Genomic DNA, 18,176 nt, shown 5'->3' with positions numbered 1-18,176 from the left:
CCGTCACCGGTCACGGCACCGCCGACGATCCCGGCTCGTCCAGCGGGCCGAGCGACCACAGCCGCCGCATCTCCGGGCAGGTCTCCAGCAGCTCGGCCAACGGCCCGCAGCCCGCCACCCGGCCCCGGTCCAGGACGACGACCCGGTCGGCCCGCTCCAGCACGGCGGGCCGGTGGGAGACGACCAGCAGCGTGGTGACGCCGCTGATCCGCTCCCACAGCAGCCGCTCGGTCTCCACGTCCAGCGCCGAGGACAGGTCGTCGACCACGAGCAGGTCCGGCGAGCGGACCAGCGCCCGCGCGGCGGTCGCCCGCTGCGCCTGGCCGCCCGACAGGCGTACGCCCCGGGAACCGACGACCGCGTCCAGCCCGCCCGGCATCCGCGCCAGGTCGCGGTCGAACGCCGCCAGCCGCACCGCCCGCTCCAGCCCTTCGGCGGACCGTCCGAGCAGCAGGTTCTCCCGCAGCGAGGCCGAGAACAGCCGCGGAACCTGCCCGGCGTAGGCGACGCGGCCGGGCACCATGAAGGCGCCCGGATCGGTGACCGGCGCGCCGTTCCAGCAGATCGTCCCGGCCGTCAGCGGTTCCAGCCCCAGCAGGGCGCGCACCAGCGTCGTCTTGCCCGCGCCGACCGCGCCGGTGACCACCGTGAACGATCCCCGTTCGATCTCCAGGTCCACCCCGTGCAGGCCGCGGGCGGTGGTCAGGCCCCGGGCCCGCAGCACCCGCAGCGGGTCGTGGCGAGCCGGGGGGAGCGCGGCCGGGTGGTCCCGGTGGAGCCGGACGCCGCCGTCGCGCGACAGGTCCTCTCCCGGGCCCATGAGCTCGGTGAGCCGCCGGGCGGAGACGGCCGCCTGGGGCATGCGCGCCAGGATCGAGCCGATGGTCCGCGGCAGCGCGGTGAGCCAGCCTGCGTAGGCGGTGAACAGTGCCAGGTCGCCCACGGTGAAGTCGCCGCGGCGCATGGCCGGGGCGGCCAGCAGCAGGAGCAGGCCGATGCCGACCTCGATGCTCGCGCCGGTCGCGGTGCCCAGCAGGTCGGTCGCGAGCCGGTCCCTGACCGCCGCCTCGCGGCGCAGCCGGTTGTGCCGGCGCAGGCGCTCCAGCGCCGCCTCCTCGGCTCCGGCGGTCTTGATCGTCTGCACGCCGGTGAAGATCTCGCCCAGGTGGCCGGTGACGGCCGCGCCCAGTACGGCGGCCCGCCGGTGCAGTCTCCCGATCCGCCGGTTCATCAGCCGGCCGATCAGCCCGACCGCGACCGTCGGCAGGACCAGGACGAGTGTGACGACCGGGTCGACGGACGACATGATCGCCAGGGCCGCGACGCCGAAGAGCGCGGCGCCGGCCAGCGGCACGCTCTCGTCCACGAACTCCACCACGGTGCTCACGTCATCGCGCAGCCGGGCCAGCGCCTCGCCGGAGGACCGGGGCGCCCGCCCTCCGCCGATCAGGACCGAGCGCAGCACGTTGCCCCGGAGCAGGGCCGCGGCGGCGCTCCACCAGTAGTCGCCGTAGGTCCAGGCGACGACGATCGTCAGGCCGCGGACCAGCTCGATCCCGGCGAAGGCCGCGCAAAGCAGCAGCGGCACCCGGTCGGCGGCCAGGTGGTCGAACACCTACTGCAGGACCAGGCCGCCGCCGAGCGGCAGGACGCTGGCCGGCATCCACAGCAGGCCGCCGACCAGGTAGCGGCGCAGATCGAAGCGGATCAGCGCGAGGGCCGTCGCCGTGACGGGGCTCATCGGCGCGCCTCCGCGAGCATGCGGGAGAACCGGCTGCCGGAGTCGGCCAGCAGGTCCCGGCGCGCGCCGTACTCGGCGATCTCACCGTCGGACACGACGGCGATCTTGTCGACGTGGGACAGCGAGGCGAGCCGGTGCGCGATGACCACCCCGGTCCTGCCGGTCAGCAGCCGCGTCATGGCGCGCTGCAGGCCGCGTTCGGCGGCCGGGTCGAGGCGGCTGGAGGGCTCGTCCAGGATCACCAGCCCGGGGTCGGCGAGGAGGGCCCGTGCGAACGCCAGCAGCTGTGCCTGCCCCGCCGAGACCGCGCCGAGCGGGGCGTCCAGGTCCCAGCCGGGGAGCCCCGCCTCGGCCAGCGCCGCCCGCAGGCGGTCGTCGCCGGGGTGCGACCGGAACAGGGTGAGGTTGTCGCGGACGCTCGCGGTGAACAGGTGGACGTCCTGGGTGACCATGCAGACCCTGGCGCGGACCGAGGCCGGATCGGCCTCGCGCAGGTCCACCCCGCCGACCCGGACGGCGCCCGCCGCCGGGTCGTACAGGCGTGCCACCAGGCGGGCGACGGTGGTCTTGCCGCCGCCGGTGCGGCCCACCAGGCCGAGCGTCTCACCCGGCGCGAGGCGCAGGGTGACGTCCCTGAGCACGGGTTCGCCGTCGTAGGCGAAACCGACGGCGTCCAGTTCCAGGCCGAGCGGTCCGGCGGCGGGCAGGGGCCGGGGGGCGGCGGGCACCCGCAGCGCGGGCCGTTCGGCCAGCAGACCGCCGATGCGCGCCAGGCCGGCGACGGCCGTCTGGTAACGGCGCAGCTGGTCGATCAGCCGCTCGAACGGCGTGCGGACCATGAGCGTGTACTGCAGCAGCAGCACCGCGGTGCCGGTGCTGAGCGTGCCCGACAGGGCGAGCATGAGCGCGGTGCCCGCCGCGAACGCCGCGCCCGTACCGGCCAGGATGCCGCTGCCCACCGCGTCCGAGCGCCGCTCGGCCCGCCACAGCGCGGCGCTGAGCTGATGGAACCGGCGGAGGGCGTGCTCGCCGGCGCCGTTGGCGCGCAGGTCCTCGGCTCCGGCCAGCCGCTCCTCCAGATGGCCGAGAAGGGCCGCCCTGGCCGCCTGCGCACGAGTGGCGGAGGGTACGGCCAGGCGCTGCGCGCGGACCGTGCCGAGGCCGGTCAGCATGCAGAAGGCCAGCAGCACCGCGCCGAGGTCCGGGTCGACGGTGAAGACCGTCACGACCACCCCGCACAGCAGCAGCACGCCGACCACCACGTCCAGCAGGAACGCCACGACGAACCCGGCGACGGCGGCCACGTCGCCGTCCACGCGTTCGATCAGCTCACCGGGCGTGTGCCCGCCGTGGAAGGCCGCGTCCAGGCCGAGCACGTGCTCGGCCAGCCGTTCGCGCAGCCGGTCGGTCCCCTCCCAGGCCACCTTGCCGGCCAGCCAGGCGGTGACCAGCCGGGCGGCCTGCCCGGCGACGGCCAGGCCGAGGTAACCCAGCGCGATGAGGGTGAGCCGGCCGGCGCCGGCGCCGGCGGCCGCGTCGTCGACGAACCGGCGGGTGAGTTGCGGCGCCGCGAGCGGCAGGGCCGTGGCGGCCGTGACGGCCAGGGCCAGGAGCGCGGCCGGGCCGGGCCCCGGAAGAAGGGGACGGAGGAGGCGCCTAGCGGAGGCCCTCCCCGAGGTCGATGCGGTCGATGAGGTGACCAAACGTCATGTCCTTTGCGCACAGGGTCGGAGTGTTCCGGATGGACATGGACGTGCGCCTCATCGATCCTCCTCGGTAGCCGGCGGGCGGAACCGCCGATGGCGAGTAGAACAGGCGGCTCGCGCGGGGGGCAACCGGTTATCCGGGCGCGCAGCCGCCGGGGTCATCCGCGGCCCTGCGTTTTACGTCCTCCTGGTCCGTCCCGCCCGCCCTCGGTCGTGATCACGTCAGGGTTCCGCCACCCGCCCGCGCGGCCCCGTGTCGCGCTTGAGCGCGCGGCGCGGTTACACGACGATCACGCGTGACGGTGCGGCACCCGCCCGCCCAGCGGGCGGATGGGAGGGACGCCTGCGGGGACGCCGGTCAACGGCGGCGACCGGCCGGTCGCCGTGTACGTGATCCGGGGGACCCGGCGATCCGGCCGCCCGTCCGGACGGCCCGTTCAGCCGACCCGTTCAGCCGACCCAGAAGAGGTGCCCGCAGCATGCGCCTGACCGCTCTCCGCCGAAACATCGCCGTCGCCACGGCCGTCGCCGTCGGGGCGATCGTCGTTCCCGTCACGATCGCCTGGAGCACCTCGCCCGGCAGCTCCGTCGCGGTCACGTGGAACGCTCCGAACGTCGCCGCCGCGCCGGCCGCGCCGGCCGTGTCCCGCGTCGCGGCGCCCCGGGGCCACCACGACCACGACTCCGACCTCCAGCCGTATCCCACCCCGCCGAGGGCCTACGACTTCGGGGAGACCCTGGCCAAGCTGGAGGGCGATCTGCTGGAGATCGCGTTCTTCGCGCAGATGATCCCGCACCACCGCGCCGGGGTCGAGATGTCCCGGCTGCATCTCCAGCGCGGCGTCGACCCGCAGCTCCGCACCCACTCCGAGAACATCATCGCCTTCCAGGGCTTCCAGATCGGGCAGTTCACCCGCTGGCTGCGCGACTGGTACGGGCTCACTCCGCGGCAGGCCGTGCAGCGGCTCCCCCGAGAGGCCCGCCGGGAGATCGAGGACCTGGACGAGGAACTGGCGATGATGGTCGCGGAACTGCGGGAGGTCTCCGCAGGCAGGCGGTTCGACGTCGAGTTCGCACGGATGATGATCCCGCACCACCTCTGGGGCATCATGGAGTTCCTGGAGCCGGAGGCCCGCGCCGTCCACCCCGAGCTGCGGGTGGCGTCGGCCACGGGCATCGTCGCCCAGCAGGCGCAGGTCGCCGACCTGCGGACCTGGCTGTCCGGGCGCCCAGACGGACGCGACGGACGCGACGGACGCGACGGACGCGACGGACGCGACGGACGCGACGGACACTAGCGCGCCGGGCCGGTGATCCGGTCCGGCACATCCGACCGGGGTCGGAACCTCCGCCCGGCGGTATGACCCCGGACGGACCCGGTTGTCCTACCGTGGGCGGATGCCGCATGATCGGTAAGGCGATACCGTCCTGTTCATGCAATGGACTGGGCGGCGGCTCGATGGGAAGGGCGTCACCGACGCGGTGGTGGCGGTCGCCATGGCGCTGATCATCAGGTACGCCTTCGTCGATCCGCCGGGGCCGTCGTCGCCGTGGCCCGCCTGGTCGGCCTGGCCGGCGGCGGCGGTCGTGAGCTTCCCGATCGCCGTCCGGCGGCGCCGGCCGCGGGCCGCGCTCGCTCTCGCGTGCGCCACGGCCGCGGTGGCGACCATGGCCGGCGCCGTCGCGGTGGGTGCGATCTGGCTGACTTTCGCGCCGACCGTGCTCGTGCTGTACCTGGTGGCCGCCACCGCCCCGATCGCATGGTCGGCGGTGGCTCTGGCGGCCTGCCTGTCCGCCGCGGTGACCGCGATCCTGGTCTTCTACGCGCAGGTGTTCCCCGGCCTCGAACCCGCGGCGACCCCCAGTGAGATACGGCCGGCCTGGCCGATCGAGATCGGTACGACCGGTGTGCTGCTGACCGTCGCGTGGGCCGTCGGAACGGTCGTCCGCTGGAAGCGGAACACGACCGCCCGCCTCGTCCGCCACCTCGCCGACACCGCGGTGACCGACGAGCGCAGGCGCATCGCCCGGGAACTGCACGACATCATCGGCCACAGCATGAGCCTGATCACTGTCAAGGCCACCGTCGCCAACCACGTCGCCGAGGCCCGCCCGCAGGAGGCCCGCGCCGCGCTGGCCGTCATCGAGCAGACCAGCCGCAGCACACTGGCCGAGATCCACCGGGTGCTCGACCTGCTGCGCGCCGACGGCGATCCCCACCAGGCCCCCATGCCCGTCCCCGGCATGGGGGACCTGCCCGAGCTGGCCGCCCACGCCCGCTCGGCCGGGATCGAGGTGGAGCTGACCGTCCGAGGGGAGACCGCGCTGCCCGCCGCGGTCGCGGTGTCGGTGTACCGGATCGTGCAGCAGGCCCTGACCAACGTCGTCACCCACGTGGGGCCCACCCGCTGCACGGTCGACGTCGACGTCGACGGGCGGGAGGCCGTGATCGAGGTCGTCGACGACGGCCCCCGCCACGGCCGTCCGCCGCGCGCGGACCACGGCGGCCACGGTCTGATCGGTATGCGCGAGCGCGCCAAGATGTACGGAGGCGCGTTCGAGGCGGGGCCCCGGCCCGAAGGAGGCTTCCGCGTGGCGGCCCGGCTGCCCTACGACCCGGACGGAACCCAGGCATGAGCACCGAGGACATGAGCACGGACGGCATGAGCACGGACGGCATGAGCACGGACGGCATGAGCATCGAGGACCTGAGCACCGACGTCGCCCCGCACGACCCGCCCCGGCCCGTCCGGGTCCTGCTCGCCGAGGACCAGGTGCTGATCCGCGACAGTTTCAAACTCCTCATCGACGCCACCCCGGGGCTGGCCGTCGTGGGCGAGGCCGGCACCGGTGCCGAAGCCGTGTTCCTGGCCCGCCGGCACCGGCCCGACGTCGTCCTCATGGACGTGCGCATGCCGGACATGGACGGCATCGAGGCGACCCGGCGCATCTGCGCCGACCCCGTCAGCGCCGGCGCGCGCGTACTGATCCTGACCACGTTCGACCTGGACGAATACGTGTACGCGTCGCTGCAGGCCGGGGCGAGCGGCTTCCTGCTCAAGAGCGCCGCCGCGACCGAGCTGCTGGCCGCCATCCGCATCGTCGCCTCCGGTGAGGCGCTGCTCGCGCCCACCGTGACCCGCCGGCTCATCACCGAGTTCCTGCAGGGCCCCCGCCCCGCCCCGGCCGTACGGGACCTCGGCGACGTCACCCAGCGCGAGCGCGAGGTGCTCGCCCTCGTCGGCAGGGGCATGTCCAACTCCGAGATCGCCGAGCACCTGCACCTCACCGTCGGCACGGTCAAGACCCACATCGGCCGCCTCCTGGCCAAGCTGCAGGCCCGGGACCGGGCCCAGCTCGTCATCGCCGCCTACGAGGGCGGGCTCGTCGCCGGTCAGGACGGCCGCCGGTAACCGGTCCGGCCCGGCGCTCCTCAGGAGCGGTCGTCCGGTGATCCGGAGGCGGTCGTCCGTCCGGCCAGCCGTTCGTAGCGCTGCCTGGCGGCCTGCGGGGTGCCGAGTCCGAGGCCGAAGGCGATCTCCTGCCACGTCATGCCGCGGCCCCGCGCCATCCGGATGAGCCCGGCCTCCAGATCGTCCGCCTCCGCACGGGCCTGGAGGACGAGGGTCAGGGCGGCGACGATGTCGGCCCGATCCACCTCCGGCTCACCGTCGTCCGGCAACGCCGCCCCGCTGAGCAGGAACGACACGATCCTGACGGCCTCGTGCGGCCCGAGGACCGAGGGATGGACCTGCCGCCGGCGCTGCGCGTCGGTGGCCGCGTGCCGTTCGGTGATGCGCAGGAGCGACGCGTACTCGCGGTGTGCTCGCGCCTGTCCCGCGGGCGGGGGAGTGAAGGGATCTGCGGGCGGGGGAGTGAAGGGATCTGCGGGCTGCTGGGGAATCGACGACATGCGACCAGGATGATCAGAACACGAATGGTTGTCAACTATTTGTTTTGAACGATTCGTTCAATTCTTGGGAGTGTCCGCGGGCGCCTCCGTCCGCGCGGGCCGGACCCGGCGTCGGTACGTCCCGCCCGGGGTGGGGCCCGCTTCTCCGCCGGGGCGGACGGACCTCGGGATTCCTGCGGAGAGGCGCGGGTGAACCGGCCGTCGCGGTCCGTGGTCCCGGAGTGCCGGGACGTCAGGGCGGCGGCGCGAGGGAGCGCAGGTAGCCGCCGGCGGCGGTGAGGGCGGCGCGCAGCCGTTGCGGGTCGCGGGTCGTCTTGGCGAGCAGGAGGCCGCCCTGGATCGCGGCGAGGGTGGCCTGGGCCAGCGTCGCCGTGTCGGCGTCCGCCCGGATCAGGCCGCGGTCGCGCAGCCGGTCGAGCACCGTGCGCAGCTGTGCGGCCCAGGCGTCGAACGAGCGGGCGAGGTCCTGGCGGGCGGGCTCGTCCGTGTCGGCGAGTTCGGCGGCGAGTGATCCGATCGGGCAGCCGATGCGGCAGTCCAGGGCCTGCTGGTGGGCGACGAGCGCGTCGAACCAGGCGTCCAGGCCCGTCCAGGAGTCGATCGCGGCCAGGTGCTCCGCGATGCCGTCCACGATCGTCGTGGTCTGCCAGGCGATGATCGCGCGGACCAGCGCCTGCTTGTCGGCGAAGTAGTGGTACAGCTGGCTCTTGCTGGCCCTGGCCTCGGCCAGGACCTGGTCGAGGCTGGTGGCCTCGACCCCCTGGCGCTCGACGAGGCCCGCGGCGGCGGCCACGATGCGCTCTCTGGTGCGCCGTCCGCGCTCGGTCCTGGGTTCCTCCGGCACGTTCCGATCCTACCAACTGATTGGACCGTGCAGTCCAATTGTGATTAGGGTGGACCGGACAGTCCAGTTATTGCTCGGAATGAGGCCCCTCATGCAACTCACCGGTTCCCGCGCCCTCGTCACCGGAGCGACCTCCGGCATCGGCCGCGCCATCGCCGAGGCGTTCGGCCGCGAAGGCGCACACGTGCTCGTCGCCGGGCGCGACGCGGCACGCGCCGCCGAGGTCGTCGCCGGCATCGCCGCGTCCGGCGGTACCGCCTCACCGGTCATCGCGGACCTCGGTGCGTCCGGCGGGGTCGCCGCGCTCGTCGAGGCGGCGAAGGCGCACGGCCCGGTCGACGTGCTCGTCAACAACGCGGGCGTCTACCCGGTGCGCGGCACCGCGCAGACCGACGAGGCGACGTTCGAGGCCACCATGAACCTCAACGTGCGGGCCCCCTACTTCCTGACCGCCGCGCTCGCCCCGCTCATGGCGGCGCAGGGCCGCGGCCGGATCATCAACATCACCTCGATCGCCGCCCACCTCGGCACCGACAACATGGGGTTGTACGGCGCCTCCAAGGCCGCGCTCGAACTGCTGACCAAGTCGTGGGCGGCGGAGTTCGGGCCGTCCGGCGTCAACGTCAACGCGATCGCCCCCGGCCCGACCCGCACCCCCGGCACCACGCCCATGGGCGCCGGGCTGGACGAGTTCACCAGCGGATTCCCCGCCGGGCGCCCGGCCGTGCCGGAGGAGATCGCAAGCGCCGCCGTCTATCTCGCCGGACCGGGCGCGGCCTTCGTGCACGGTGCCACCATCACCGTCGACGGCGGCCGGACGGCCATCTGACCGACGCCCGCGGCGGCCGGGAGGGGCCGGGGCCGGCAGGGGCCCCACCGCTCCCGGAACGGTGCCCGGCCGCAGAGCCGCCGCCGCTCCGGGAGACGGCGTCATCGCTCCTGTCCTACTGTGATCCGGTGACTTCTCTGGCGATTCGGGTGGCGAGGGTCTTCGACGGGGAGCGGCTGCTCGACGGGATCTCCGTGGTGCTGGTGAAGGACGGCCGCATCGCCGGCGTGGAGCCGGGTCCGGCCGTACCCGACGGGTGGCCGGTGCGGGACCTGCCGGGCGGCACCCTGCTGCCCGGTCTGATCGACGCACACGTGCACCTGTGCGCCGACGGAGGCCCGGGCGCGCTCGACCGGCTCGGCGGGCGCACGGAAGAGCAGACGGACGCCATCATCGAGGCGTCCCTGCGAGCCCACCTGGCCACGGGCGTCACCACCGTGCGTGATCTGGGCGACCACCGCGACGCCGTACCGGCCTGGCGGTCGAGGGGCGGACCGGGTCTGCCGGCCGTCGTGGCGTCCGGTGCGCCGATCACCAGCGTGGGCGGGCACTGCGGGTCGATGGGAGGCGAGGCGCGAGGCGCGGACGGGCTGCGCGAAGCCGTACGGCTACGGGCCGAGCGCGGCGCCGACATCGTGAAGATCATGGCGAGCGGCGGCGTGCTGACACCGGGCACCGACACGATGAGCCCGCAGTTCACCGACGACGAGCTGAGGGCGGCGGTCGCCGAGGCGCACGCGCTCGGGCTGCCGATCACCGCGCACGCCCACGCGCTCGCGGCGGTACGGCAGGCGCTGGACGCGGGTGTCGACGGCATCGAGCACTGCACCTGCCTCACCCCCGCCGGCGTCCGGCTCGACGACGCGCTGCTCGCCGCGCTCGCCGGGTCGCGGGTCGCCGTCTGCGCGACCCTGGGGTCGGACCCGGGCGTGGTGGTGCCGCCGCAGGTCGTGGCGATGGCCGAGCGCGCAGGCATCACCGAGGCCGTCCTGCAGGAGGCCGTCGCCCGCCTGCACCGGGGCGGAGTGCGCCTGGTGGCCGGTTCGGACGGGGGCATCGGTCCCGCCAAGCCGCACGGGCTGCTGCCCGCCACCCTCGGCGAGTACGTCAGGTCCGGCCTGCCGGAGACGTCCGCGCTGGCCGCGGCGACCTCGGCCGCCGCCGGCGCCTGCGGCGTGGGAGACCGCAAGGGCCGCATACGGACCGGCCACGACGCGGATCTCCTGGTGGTCGACGGCGACCCGACCCGTGACATCGCCGCGCTGGGCCGGCCCCTCGCCGTCTATCTCGCCGGCCGGCCGCCGACCGGCTGAACGGATCGCTCCCCGGCGCCGCCCCGTGGCGAACAGGACGGTCATTCCGGCGAGAGCGAGCGTTCCATCCGGAACGGGTTTTCTTGAAGAGCCGCCGGGCACCGCCTGCGGCCGCACCCGGCGGGCAACCGTCCCGCAACCGCTCCGCACCTCACTCCGGCTTAGCGTGATCGCGTTGTCACGTAAAGGCATCGGAGGCGGGAATGGGAACGAGGCGTTCGGCGCGGCGGCCCGGACGGGTGTCCGGCGTCGTGCGGGTGCGCCCGAATCCGCCGGTCCGCCCGCGTCGCGGGGATGACGGCGGCGGCGTCGCCGTCCTGCTGTGCGTGCTGCTCGCCGGCGGGGTGCTGCTGGCGATGGCCGCGCTCACCATCGACGTGGGCCGGCTGTACCTGGAGCGGGAGGAACTGCTGAGCGGTGCGGACGCGGCCGCCATGGCGGTCGCCGAGCAGTGCGCGCGCGACGGCGGCCGGTGCGGGCCGTCACCGCACGCCGTCGCGCAGCGGTACGCCGACGCCAACGCCAAGGACGGCGTCTCGGCGGTCGAGACGGTGTGCGGGCGGACCGGGCGGGGGGAACTGCCCGGCTGCCCGCCGCCGGCCGCCAACCTGACGGCCTGCCTCGGCGACGCGCCGGTCACCGCGACCTACGCCGAGGTGCGCACGCTGTCGCGGACGCCGGACGGCCGGACGCTGCTGCCGCCGGTCTTCGCCCGGACGCTGCTGGGGCGCGGCGACTACGCCGGGACCCGGGTGCGGGCGTGCGCGCGCGCCGCCTGGGGGCCGCCGCTGCGGACCCGGGGCCTGGGCGTGACCGTCTCACTGTGCGAGTGGAACGACGCCACCGCGGGCGGCACCGCGTTCGCCCCCGCCCCGCCGCAGGCCGCGCCCGCCGCGGCCGAGACGGTGCTGCGCCTGCACACCACCTCACCGGGGCACTGCACCACCCGCGGCTCCGGCGGCGACACCCCGGGCGGGTTCGGCTGGCTGGACGACGCCGACGACGACTGCTCGGTCCTGGTGGAGACCGACGGCACCTACGGCGGGGATCCGGGCGTGTCGGCGTCCCAGGCGTGCCGGTCGCTCCTGCCCCGGCTGCGCGCCGACGGGACGGTCACCTACCTGCCGATCTTCCGCGGCGTCGCCGGAACCGGCCAGCACACCACGTACACGATCGAGGGCTTCGCTCCGTTCGTGGTGACCGGCTACGCGCTGCCCGGTGCCTCCGAGCCGTCGAAACTGACCGGCGCGCAGCACTGCGACGGCTCCGACAAGTGCCTGTACGGGTACTTCACCCGGGCGCTGATCCCGGCGAAGGGCGTGATCGGCGGCCCGGACCTGGGCGCGGTCATCGTGACGCTGATCGGCTGACGACGTGCCGCCGCGGTGCTCCGCCGGCGGAGGGCACCGGCCTTCCGGTCACGGAGGTGCAGGCGGAGCAGGGGCGGGATTGTCAGCGCAGGTACCGGTGGATGGCGTGGCGGATCTGCCCGGGTGTCATCGGATCGGTCGACAGGGCGCTGTGCAGCACGAGCCCTTCGATGAGCGCGTCGAGTCCCCGGGCGGTCGCGGCGTCGAAGTGGCGTTCCAGCGCCCGGCGGCTGCGCGCCATCCAGGCCTGGGTGACGGCTCTCAGGGCGGGGTTGCGCGCCGCCGCCGCGTACAGCTCCACGGCCAGGACGAGGTCGCGCTCCGACCCGAGCAGGGCGTCCGAGACCAGTGCGACGACGGCTTCGACCGCCGCGTCGCGGTCCCGGGCGGCGCTCAGCCGTTCGTCGAAGACGCGGGCCACCGACTCGGCGTGCCGGGTGAACGCCTCGGCCAGGACCTCCTCCAGGGAGCTGAAGTGGTAGGTCGTCGACCCCAGCGGGACATCGGCGACGCGGGCGATCTCCCGGTGCGTCGTCGCGGCGGCGCCGCGCTCGGCGATGACGGTCAGGGCGGCGTCGATCAGCCGGTCCCGCCGTCCGGGGTCGTGCCGCCGGGGCCGCCGGGGGACGGACGGCCGCGGGGGGGAGGCGGGGTCGCTCATGCCGTGCCGGGCTCGATCGTGCGGATCACACGGGCGGGGTTGCCCACCGCCACGACGTTCGCCGGCAGGTCGCGGGTGACCACGGCGCCGGCGCCGACGACGGTGTTCTCCCCGATCGTGACCCCGGCCAGGACGATCGACCCGCTGCCCAGCCACACGTTGTCGCCGATGGTGATCGGTGCGGCGGCCTCCCACTTGGCCCGGCGGGGTTCCGGATCGACCGGGTGCGTCGGGGTGAGCAGCTGGACGTTCGTGCCGATCTGCACGTCGTCGCCGATGGTGATCGGCGCGACGTCCAGAGCGACGAGACCGAAGTTGGCGAACGACCGGGCGCCGATGCGGATGTGGCCGCCGTAGTCGACCCGCAGCGGCGGCCGGATCTCCGTGCCCTCGCCGAGCGAGCCGAGCAGCTCGGTGAGCAGCCGGCGCCGCTCCTGCGGATCGCGGGCCGAGGTCGTGTTGAACGCGTCCATCAGGTCCATGGCCCGCAGGCTGTGCTCGGCCAGCTCCGGGTCGTCGGCGATGTACGGGTCACCGGCGAGCATGCGCTCGCGCATCGAGCGGTCGTCTCCATCAGATGTCATGCGTACGAGTGTACACATCGAATGTACGCGTGTACGTATGACCGTCCCGTGCAGGATCAGGTGCGGGTACGGCGCGGCCCGCTCGGCCGGTGCGGCCGCCGACCCCGCCGGCCGTCCGCCGGCCACCGGGGCCCCCTGGCCGGCCGCGGTCCGGGCCGGGCGCCGGGACGGGCAGGTTGAGCGTGAAGGTCGAGCCCTCGCCCGGGGTGCTGACGGCGGTGACGGTGCCGCCGTGCGCCTCGGCGATCGCCTCGGCGATGGTCAGCCCCAGCCCGACACCCTGGATGGCGTGCTCGTGGGCGTACCGGGTGCGGTAGAAGCGCTCGAACACGTGCGGCAGCTCGTCGGCGTCGATGCCGGCCCCGGTGTCGGTGACCGCGATCGCCACCTGCTGCCCGGCGGCGGAGGCGTGCACGGTGATCGGCGTGCCGGTGGCCGAGTATTTGACCGCGTTCGACAGCAGCGCGCCGACCGCTCGCACCAGCAGGTCCCGGTCGCCGGGGACGTGCCCGGCCCCGGCGTCCAGCCGTACCTGGAAGCCGTGGCCGCTGTCGCGGGCCGCGGCGGCGGTGACGCGCACCGCCTCCTCGACGATCTCGCCGACCGGCACCGGAGCCGCGTCGACCTCCAGGCGGTCGGGGTTGATGCTGTTGATCGCCAGCAGATCCTCGACCAGGTCCTGCAGCCGGGCGGCGTTGCGGATCATGGCGTCCAGCATCCTGCGGCCCGGCGGCGAGGCCTCCACCACTCCGGCGTCGGCGTCGGCCATGACCTCCAGATAGCCGATCAGAGAGGTCAGCGGGGTGCGCAGCTCGTGGGAGACGGTGGCGATGAAGGCGTCCTTGGCCGCGTCCAGCTCCTTCAGGCGCGCCACCGTGGCCTGCTCGGCCTCGTAGGCCTCCCGCAGGGCGCGCTCGGCACGGCGCCGGTCGGTGATGTCGTGCACGAACGAGTGGAAGGCCCACTCGCCGTCCTCGCGGGTGGCCCACACGACGATCTCGATGGGGAACTCGCTGCCGTCGGGCCGCCATCCGGCCAGCTCCAGACGCCGCCCCAGGACGTTCGACCGCCCGGTGGACAGGAACCGGGCCCGGCCGGCCTCCTCCGCCTTGCGGTAGCGGGGCGGCACGATCGTCTCGTGCAGCAACCGGCCCAGCGCCTCCTGGCGGGGCCGGTCGAACATGCGCTCGGCCACGGCGTTCCATTCGGTGATCCGCCCGGAGGCGTCCATGGAGATGAACGCCTCCATGGAGGTCTCGATGAGCTGCCGCAGGCGGTGCCGGTTGCCTTCGACCAGCTGGTGGACCCGCTGGCGGTCGATCACCCGGCCCAGTTGGTGGCCGAGGGCGGTCAGCATCCGCAGCAGCGGCTCGTCGCGCTCGGCCGCCTGCTCGGAGAAGAACTCCAGCACCGCCGCCACCCCGTCGGCGGCCACGACCGGGAACGCGAACGCGGCCCGAACCCTGAGGTCGCGCTCCTGCTGGGCGCGGAAGAACAGCGGATCGGCGGTGACGTCACGCGACCAGACCGGTTTGCCGGTGGTCACCACCTGGCCGATGGTGCCGGTCCCCGGGGAGAAGAGGGTGCGCAGCGTCACCTCGCGCAGCGCCGGGAAGTCCTCGATCGAGCCGGCCCAGATGTCGGCCGAGACGAAGTCGTCACCCAGGTCGGCCGGCACCCACAGATGCCCCAGCGGCCAGCCGATCAGCTCGCAGACCGAACCCAGCGTCGCGTGGGCGGCCGCCTCGAAGTCGTCGCTGGCCTGCGCCAGGGTCGTGATCTCGTCGAACAGCGCCACCAGCGCCGCGTCCCGCTGCGTGCCCGCCACCGCAGAACCCCCTTTCCCGTGGCCCGTACCCGCAGAGCCGCCGCAGCCACCTCCCGATCGGACCGGGAGTGAGCGGACGGCCGCGCTCGGGCGGGCGGCCGTGGCCCGGGCCGGCCGCGACCCGGCGCACCGGGCCCGGCCACCGGGGTCTTCCCGCGGGAGGACCGTCAGTCCACCTCGACGTCGTCGAGGAGCCGGAGGAGACGCGAGAGCACGCGGACGCACGCGGTGATCTCGGCGTCGGTCAGGTCGCCGCCGATCCGGCGCAGCACCGCGCGCTCGCGCTCGATCACCGCGGTGATGGCGGCCCGGCCCTCCCCGGTCAGGCGGATGAGCGAGGACCTCCTGTGCGCCGGATTGGGCACGGACTCGACCAGGTGCCGCGCGGCCGCGTCGTTGATCATGCGCTGCACGAACTGGCGGCTCAGCGCCTGGGCCCGGCCCATCTGGGGGACGGTCATCGGGCCGTGCTCGCGGAGCAGGTTGAGCACGGCCCGCACCCCGACCGACAGCCCCTCGATGGGCGCGTCCTGCTCGACCTTGCGATGGGCGCGCCGGTACAGCGGTCCCACCAGGTCGAACACCTCGATGAGCCGGTCCGCCGACTCTGCGGAGGCCGGGCCGCGGTCTGCTTCGCTCACCCCACCATGATGACACCGAAGTTGTCATCTTTCGCCAAAGATGACAACTTGGGTGTCATGAAGGATCTGTTCTGGCTCGACACCGGTACCGGCCGCCCTCTCGTCCTGCTGCACGGCGGCTTCCTCGACCACGGCATGTGGGACGACCAGATTCCGGCCCTCGCCCGGCGCCACCGCGTCATCGCGCCCGACGCCCGCGGCCACGGCCGGTCCGCCAACGCCGCCGAGCCGTACCGGCTCACCGACGACCTCGCCGCCCTGCTGCGCCATCTGGAGGCCGGTCCCGCGGTCCTGGTCGGAGTCTCCATGGGGGCGTCCACCGCGGTCGACACCGCGCTGGAGCACCCCGAACTGGTCGGCGCCGTGGTCGTCAGCGGCGCCGGCACCAGCGAGCCGTACTTCACCGATCCCTGGACCACCCGGGTCCGGGCCAGGTGGCACGCGGCGATGGCCGCCGGTGACCTGGACGCCTCCGTCGAGGCGTTCACGCTCTTCGCCGCAGGCCCGCACCGCACCCTCGACGACCTCGATCCCGGGGTCGTCGGCCGCCTGCGCCGGATGACCCGGGGCACCATGTCCAAGCACGCCGCCGGTGAGCCCGACCTGCTCGTCCCCGTACGGGAGACCTGGGAACGCGCCGCCGGGATCGGCGTCCCCGTGCTGGCCGTCAACGGCGCCGCCGACTCGCCCGACCACATCGGCATGGCGGAACGTCTCGTCCGCACCGTCGCCGACGGCCGCGCGGTCTCCGTCGACGGGGCCGCCCACTATCCCAACATGGAGCACCCGGAACTCTTCAACGAGATCCTCGAAGGCTTCCTGCGCACCCTGTGACGCCGAGCCTGGCCAGTTCGGTGACGGCGGTCAGCCCGTCCATGCCGGGCATGCGCAGGTCCATCAGGATCACGTCGGGCCGGAGCTCCCGGGCGAGCCGTACGGCGATGTAGGGCGCGGGGGTGAACAGCCCGAACGCGGGATCCCTCACCACCAGGACGGCTGTGATCACCAGCAGTCCGGTGAAGAACACCCCCATGAGCCGTGGGCGCTCCCACCAGGCGGGACGCAGGGTGAACATGCCGAGCATCCACGCTGCGGCCAGCCCGCACAGGCCCAGGTCGAGGAGGAGCCGGTCGCCCGCCGGGTACCGCGCGATGCCCGGCGGAACCGGCGGAACCGTGGACCGCGACGAGCACCGGCCCGGCCGGTCTTCATCGGGGACACCGGTTAGCCTGATCCCGGGACGACCCGGACGGAGGTGCCGCAGATGAGCGAGACCGATCCGCACATTCACGTCGAGCAGAAAGCGGTGCAGGCCGGTGCCGCCTTCCGCAACGCGATCGTGTCGTCGCTGGGACTCGTGCCCGACGCGCCGAGTACGGTCACCACCGGCTGCGGACTCCAGGTGCCCTATGCGATGACCTCGCCCCGTCCGGAGAGCGTCACCTGCCTCCCCTGCCGGGAACACGCCCACCGCGAGCACCTGCGCTTCGCCGAGCAGGTGGAGCGGCTGAGCCGGATGCCCGGCGCGCCGTTCACCGGCGACCAGGCGGCCGAGGCCGCGCGGTGGGCTCGGGACCGTGCGGAGAGGTTCTCCGGCTGACCCTCCGGCCGGAGATCGGCGGCTCTGCCGCAGCCGGCGGCGGGGGGCGTCCGACGGCTCGGGCAGGAGCGCTGATGCGGTGACGTCGCCGGTCGGCAGCGGACCAGGCCGGTGGACGTCTGCACGCCGGCGCACGGCCTCCGGTCCGGTGCGCCGGCCGCTGATCACCGGCGGGAAATCCCGGTGCGGAGGGGCGGAGGGGTGGTGTGTGATTGGGGGATGGCGATCGAGATGGGCAGGCCGGGGGTCGACGGGCTCGGCTACGTGGTGCGGGTGATGGGGGAGTGGCAGTGCGACGGGGAGCCCCTGCAACTGCATCCGGGGGATGTGGGGTGGTTCTGGCGGTTCGGCGCGGAGCGGACGGCGGAAGCCGTACGGACCTGGAGCCGGGCCGGGGAGGTCCTGGCGGTCGGGCTGCTGGACGGTGCGGAGCTGCTGCGGCTGGCGTTCGCACCGGAGGCGCTGCGGGACGAGGAGCTGGCGCGGCGGGTGGCCGAGGACGTGTCGGCGCCTGAGCGCGGCGTGCTGCCCGGGGGCGAGGCGTACGTCGAGGCGCCGACGGGCGCGGTGGTCCAGGACCTGCTGTCCGAGCACGGCTGGAAGAGCGGCGAGCCGTGGACGCCGCTCCGGCGTGACCTCGGCGCGCCTGTGCCGGATCCCGGCGTCCGCGTCGAGGTGATCGGGCCGGAGCGGGCGCACGAGTGGGCCGCGGTCGTGCGGGCGTCGTTCGAGGGGTCGACGTTCACCGGCGAGCGCTGGCACGCGATGGCGGCTGGCGCGCCGTACGCCGGCGCGCGCTGCCTGCTCGTCCGCGACGAGCAGGGAGAGGCGGTGGCGGCCGTGTCGGTGTGGTCGGCGGGTGAGGGCAGACCGGGGCTGATCGAGCCGATGGGGGTGCACCCGGCACACCGCGGTCACGGTTACGGCCGGGCGGTCACGGTCGCCGCGGCGCATGCGCTCCAGGGGTCGGGTTCGTCCAGTGTGGTCGTCTGCTGCCCGAGTTCCAACGCCGGTGCCGTCGCCACCTACCGGTCGGCCGGCCTCGATCCGCTGCCCGAGAGGCGGGACCTGTACCGCGACGCCTCCTGAGGCTCGCGACGCCAGGCCGGACCGCGTCCTCCGCGGCGCCCCGGTTGACCGCCTGCA

At 74.3% G+C, this 18,176-nt stretch carries 19 protein-coding genes; 9 read left to right on the top strand and 10 right to left on the bottom strand.

Annotation, left to right across the window (positions count from 1 at the left end; genetic code table 11):
• Nucleotides 1-10: 10 nt before the first annotated feature.
• Genes IEZ07_RS22960 through IEZ07_RS22955 form a run of 3 tightly spaced genes read right to left on the bottom strand, consistent with a single transcriptional unit; the run spans nt 11 to nt 3,444 of the window.
• On the bottom strand, nt 11-1,615 hold the full coding sequence (locus IEZ07_RS22960) for an ATP-binding cassette domain-containing protein (protein WP_204054571.1): 1,605 nt from the start codon (nt 1,613-1,615) through the stop codon (nt 11-13).
• The gene (locus tag IEZ07_RS35880) at nt 1,616-1,741 is read right to left on the bottom strand and encodes a hypothetical protein (RefSeq protein WP_275413857.1); all 126 of its coding nucleotides are present in this window, start codon (nt 1,739-1,741) and stop codon (nt 1,616-1,618) included.
• Nucleotides 1,738-3,444 (bottom strand): ABC transporter ATP-binding protein, encoded by a 1,707-nt coding sequence (locus IEZ07_RS22955; protein ID WP_191896612.1) that lies wholly within the window; start codon nt 3,442-3,444, stop codon nt 1,738-1,740. The genes IEZ07_RS35880 and IEZ07_RS22955 overlap by 4 nt, the downstream gene beginning before the upstream one ends.
• Before the next feature lie 482 nt (nt 3,445-3,926).
• Between IEZ07_RS22955 and IEZ07_RS22950 the strand changes: the two genes are divergently transcribed.
• The 3 genes from IEZ07_RS22950 to IEZ07_RS22940 all read left to right on the top strand — a co-directional run bounded on the left by IEZ07_RS22950 (nt 3,927) and on the right by IEZ07_RS22940 (nt 6,860).
• Nucleotides 3,927-4,745, top strand: coding sequence for a DUF305 domain-containing protein (locus tag IEZ07_RS22950; RefSeq protein WP_191896611.1), 819 nt, complete (start codon nt 3,927-3,929; stop codon nt 4,743-4,745).
• 136 nt (nt 4,746-4,881) lie between these two features.
• A complete protein-coding gene (locus IEZ07_RS22945; RefSeq protein ID WP_204054572.1) occupies nt 4,882-6,084 on the top strand; it encodes a sensor histidine kinase in 1,203 nt (400 codons plus the stop codon).
• Nucleotides 6,085-6,140: 56 nt separating this feature from the next.
• Nucleotides 6,141-6,860: a response regulator gene (locus IEZ07_RS22940; RefSeq protein WP_191896715.1), complete on the top strand. Its 720-nt coding sequence runs from the start codon at nt 6,141-6,143 to the stop codon at nt 6,858-6,860.
• A gap of 20 nt (nt 6,861-6,880) precedes the next feature.
• On the opposite strand, the gene IEZ07_RS22935 is transcribed toward IEZ07_RS22940, so the two are convergent.
• On the bottom strand, nt 6,881-7,360 hold the full coding sequence (locus tag IEZ07_RS22935; RefSeq protein WP_191896610.1) for a DNA-binding protein: 480 nt from the start codon (nt 7,358-7,360) through the stop codon (nt 6,881-6,883).
• A 232-nt stretch (nt 7,361-7,592) separates the two neighbouring features.
• Nucleotides 7,593-8,204 carry a TetR/AcrR family transcriptional regulator gene (locus IEZ07_RS22930; protein ID WP_191896609.1) on the bottom strand — a complete coding sequence of 204 codons (612 nt, stop codon included), beginning with the start codon at nt 8,202-8,204 and terminating at the stop codon, nt 7,593-7,595.
• 91 nt (nt 8,205-8,295) lie between these two features.
• Here IEZ07_RS22930 and IEZ07_RS22925 point away from each other — a divergent pair, with 91 nt between their 5' ends.
• From IEZ07_RS22925 to IEZ07_RS22915, 3 genes are all read left to right on the top strand, one after another.
• Nucleotides 8,296-9,033, top strand: coding sequence for an SDR family NAD(P)-dependent oxidoreductase (locus tag IEZ07_RS22925; RefSeq protein ID WP_191896608.1), 738 nt, complete (start codon nt 8,296-8,298; stop codon nt 9,031-9,033).
• A gap of 128 nt (nt 9,034-9,161) precedes the next feature.
• Nucleotides 9,162-10,346, top strand: coding sequence for an amidohydrolase family protein (locus tag IEZ07_RS22920; RefSeq protein ID WP_204054573.1), 1,185 nt, complete (start codon nt 9,162-9,164; stop codon nt 10,344-10,346).
• 203 nt (nt 10,347-10,549) lie between these two features.
• Nucleotides 10,550-11,716: a pilus assembly protein TadG-related protein gene (locus IEZ07_RS22915; RefSeq protein ID WP_191896607.1), complete on the top strand. Its 1,167-nt coding sequence runs from the start codon at nt 10,550-10,552 to the stop codon at nt 11,714-11,716.
• Between the two features lie 82 nt (nt 11,717-11,798).
• Here the strand turns inward: IEZ07_RS22915 and IEZ07_RS22910 are convergent, their stop codons facing one another.
• From IEZ07_RS22910 to IEZ07_RS22895, 4 genes are all read right to left on the bottom strand, one after another.
• The gene (locus IEZ07_RS22910; RefSeq protein ID WP_191896606.1) at nt 11,799-12,377 is read right to left on the bottom strand and encodes a TetR/AcrR family transcriptional regulator; all 579 of its coding nucleotides are present in this window, start codon (nt 12,375-12,377) and stop codon (nt 11,799-11,801) included.
• Complete coding sequence (locus tag IEZ07_RS22905) at nt 12,374-12,961, bottom strand: sugar O-acetyltransferase (RefSeq protein ID WP_191896605.1); 588 nt, start codon at nt 12,959-12,961, stop codon at nt 12,374-12,376. Before IEZ07_RS22905 ends, IEZ07_RS22910 begins: the two co-directional genes overlap by 4 nt.
• Complete coding sequence (locus IEZ07_RS22900) at nt 12,951-14,789, bottom strand: ATP-binding protein (RefSeq protein ID WP_191896604.1); 1,839 nt, start codon at nt 14,787-14,789, stop codon at nt 12,951-12,953. Before IEZ07_RS22900 ends, IEZ07_RS22905 begins: the two co-directional genes overlap by 11 nt.
• A gap of 167 nt (nt 14,790-14,956) precedes the next feature.
• The gene (locus IEZ07_RS22895) at nt 14,957-15,430 is read right to left on the bottom strand and encodes a MarR family winged helix-turn-helix transcriptional regulator (RefSeq protein WP_191896603.1); all 474 of its coding nucleotides are present in this window, start codon (nt 15,428-15,430) and stop codon (nt 14,957-14,959) included.
• 57 nt (nt 15,431-15,487) lie between these two features.
• Here IEZ07_RS22895 and IEZ07_RS22890 point away from each other — a divergent pair, with 57 nt between their 5' ends.
• Complete coding sequence (locus IEZ07_RS22890; protein ID WP_191896602.1) at nt 15,488-16,264, top strand: alpha/beta fold hydrolase; 777 nt, start codon at nt 15,488-15,490, stop codon at nt 16,262-16,264.
• Here IEZ07_RS22890 and IEZ07_RS36355 read toward each other — a convergent pair.
• Entirely contained in the window at nt 16,227-16,505 is a 279-nt protein-coding gene (locus tag IEZ07_RS36355; protein WP_444980676.1) for a response regulator, read from the bottom strand. The two genes, IEZ07_RS22890 and IEZ07_RS36355, sit on opposite strands and share 38 nt — an antisense overlap.
• A 189-nt stretch (nt 16,506-16,694) precedes the next feature.
• Between IEZ07_RS36355 and IEZ07_RS22875 the strand changes: the two genes are divergently transcribed.
• Both IEZ07_RS22875 and IEZ07_RS22870 read left to right on the top strand, forming a co-directional pair.
• Nucleotides 16,695-17,030, top strand: coding sequence for a hypothetical protein (locus tag IEZ07_RS22875; protein WP_191896601.1), 336 nt, complete (start codon nt 16,695-16,697; stop codon nt 17,028-17,030).
• Nucleotides 17,031-17,249: 219 nt separating this feature from the next.
• Complete coding sequence (locus IEZ07_RS22870) at nt 17,250-18,119, top strand: GNAT family N-acetyltransferase (protein ID WP_191896600.1); 870 nt, start codon at nt 17,250-17,252, stop codon at nt 18,117-18,119.
• The last annotated feature ends 57 nt before the right edge of the window (nt 18,120-18,176 follow it).

Source organism: Planomonospora parontospora, from assembly GCA_014647935.1.
Taxonomy (GTDB): Bacteria; Actinomycetota; Actinomycetes; order Streptosporangiales; family Streptosporangiaceae; genus Planomonospora; species Planomonospora parontospora.
This window is presented reverse-complemented; position numbering and strand designations above follow the sequence as displayed.

Bases quoted from the DNA above. Each gene is read 5' to 3' on its own strand.
- IEZ07_RS35880 (WP_275413857.1), bottom strand. From the start codon at position 1,741: ATGAGCCCCGTCACGGCGACGGCCCTCGCGCTGATCCGCTTCGATCTG.
- IEZ07_RS22950 (WP_191896611.1), top strand. From the start codon at position 3,927: ATGCGCCTGACCGCTCTCCGCCGAAACATCGCCGTCGCCACGGCCGTC.
- IEZ07_RS22945 (WP_204054572.1), top strand. From the start codon at position 4,882: ATGCAATGGACTGGGCGGCGGCTCGATGGGAAGGGCGTCACCGACGCG.
- IEZ07_RS22940 (WP_191896715.1), top strand. From the start codon at position 6,141: ATGAGCATCGAGGACCTGAGCACCGACGTCGCCCCGCACGACCCGCCC.
- IEZ07_RS22935 (WP_191896610.1), bottom strand. From the start codon at position 7,360: ATGTCGTCGATTCCCCAGCAGCCCGCAGATCCCTTCACTCCCCCGCCC.
- IEZ07_RS22925 (WP_191896608.1), top strand. From the start codon at position 8,296: ATGCAACTCACCGGTTCCCGCGCCCTCGTCACCGGAGCGACCTCCGGC.
- IEZ07_RS22915 (WP_191896607.1), top strand. From the start codon at position 10,550: ATGGGAACGAGGCGTTCGGCGCGGCGGCCCGGACGGGTGTCCGGCGTC.
- IEZ07_RS22910 (WP_191896606.1), bottom strand. From the start codon at position 12,377: ATGAGCGACCCCGCCTCCCCCCCGCGGCCGTCCGTCCCCCGGCGGCCC.
- IEZ07_RS22905 (WP_191896605.1), bottom strand. From the start codon at position 12,961: ATGACATCTGATGGAGACGACCGCTCGATGCGCGAGCGCATGCTCGCC.
- IEZ07_RS22890 (WP_191896602.1), top strand. From the start codon at position 15,488: ATGAAGGATCTGTTCTGGCTCGACACCGGTACCGGCCGCCCTCTCGTC.
- IEZ07_RS36355 (WP_444980676.1), bottom strand. From the start codon at position 16,505: ATGTTCACCCTGCGTCCCGCCTGGTGGGAGCGCCCACGGCTCATGGGG.
- IEZ07_RS22875 (WP_191896601.1), top strand. From the start codon at position 16,695: ATGAGCGAGACCGATCCGCACATTCACGTCGAGCAGAAAGCGGTGCAG.
- IEZ07_RS22870 (WP_191896600.1), top strand. From the start codon at position 17,250: ATGGCGATCGAGATGGGCAGGCCGGGGGTCGACGGGCTCGGCTACGTG.